This is a genomic window from Bowmanella dokdonensis (assembly GCF_017254865.1).
In the GTDB taxonomy this organism is placed as follows: Bacteria; Pseudomonadota; Gammaproteobacteria; order Enterobacterales; family Alteromonadaceae; genus Bowmanella; species Bowmanella dokdonensis.
In genome coordinates, this window is record NZ_JAFKCV010000067.1 from 1 (window position 1) to 523 (window position 523).

The window sequence follows — 523 nt, forward strand, 5'->3', positions numbered from 1 at the left end:
CTTAAATAACGGGTCGGGGGTAACCAGCATATCGATCTCATAATCAAATAGCGCCCGCAAACCACCAAACTGAAATTCCTGCCTAACGTCAACATCCACGGCTGGCCATTGTTCCAGGAAAGGCGCCACCACTTTAAGCAACCATTGATAGCAAGGGTGACACTCCATACCTATACGCAGGGAGCCCATTTCACCTTTGGCAATCTGTTTAAGCAATAGCTCGGTATGTTCAAATTGCGGTAGCAGTCTGCGTGAGAGTGCATGTATGCGCCTACCGGCTGAGGTAAGGCGCAGGCTGCGTCCCTGCTTTTCCCAAATGGGCGTGCCAATCTGCCCCTCTAATTTTTTAATACTGTGACTTAGCGCTGACTGCGTTAAGTTCAAGGTTTCGGCCGCCTGGGTCAGGGTGCCTTGTTCTTCTATGGCCGACAGGATAGCCAAGTGAATACGTTCCAACATAATGTGCACCCGCAACAAGAAAGCATGATCAATGCTCATAGGATGATGAGATAATATCATTTTT

1 protein-coding gene is annotated in these 523 nt (G+C 48.6%); it reads right to left on the bottom strand.

Annotated elements, in window-relative coordinates:
• Positions 1-459, bottom strand: a 459-nt coding sequence (locus tag J0A66_RS21575; RefSeq protein ID WP_206575918.1) for a LysR family transcriptional regulator, incomplete at its 3' end; no start/stop codon positions are given.
• Positions 460-523 lie beyond the last annotated feature (64 nt).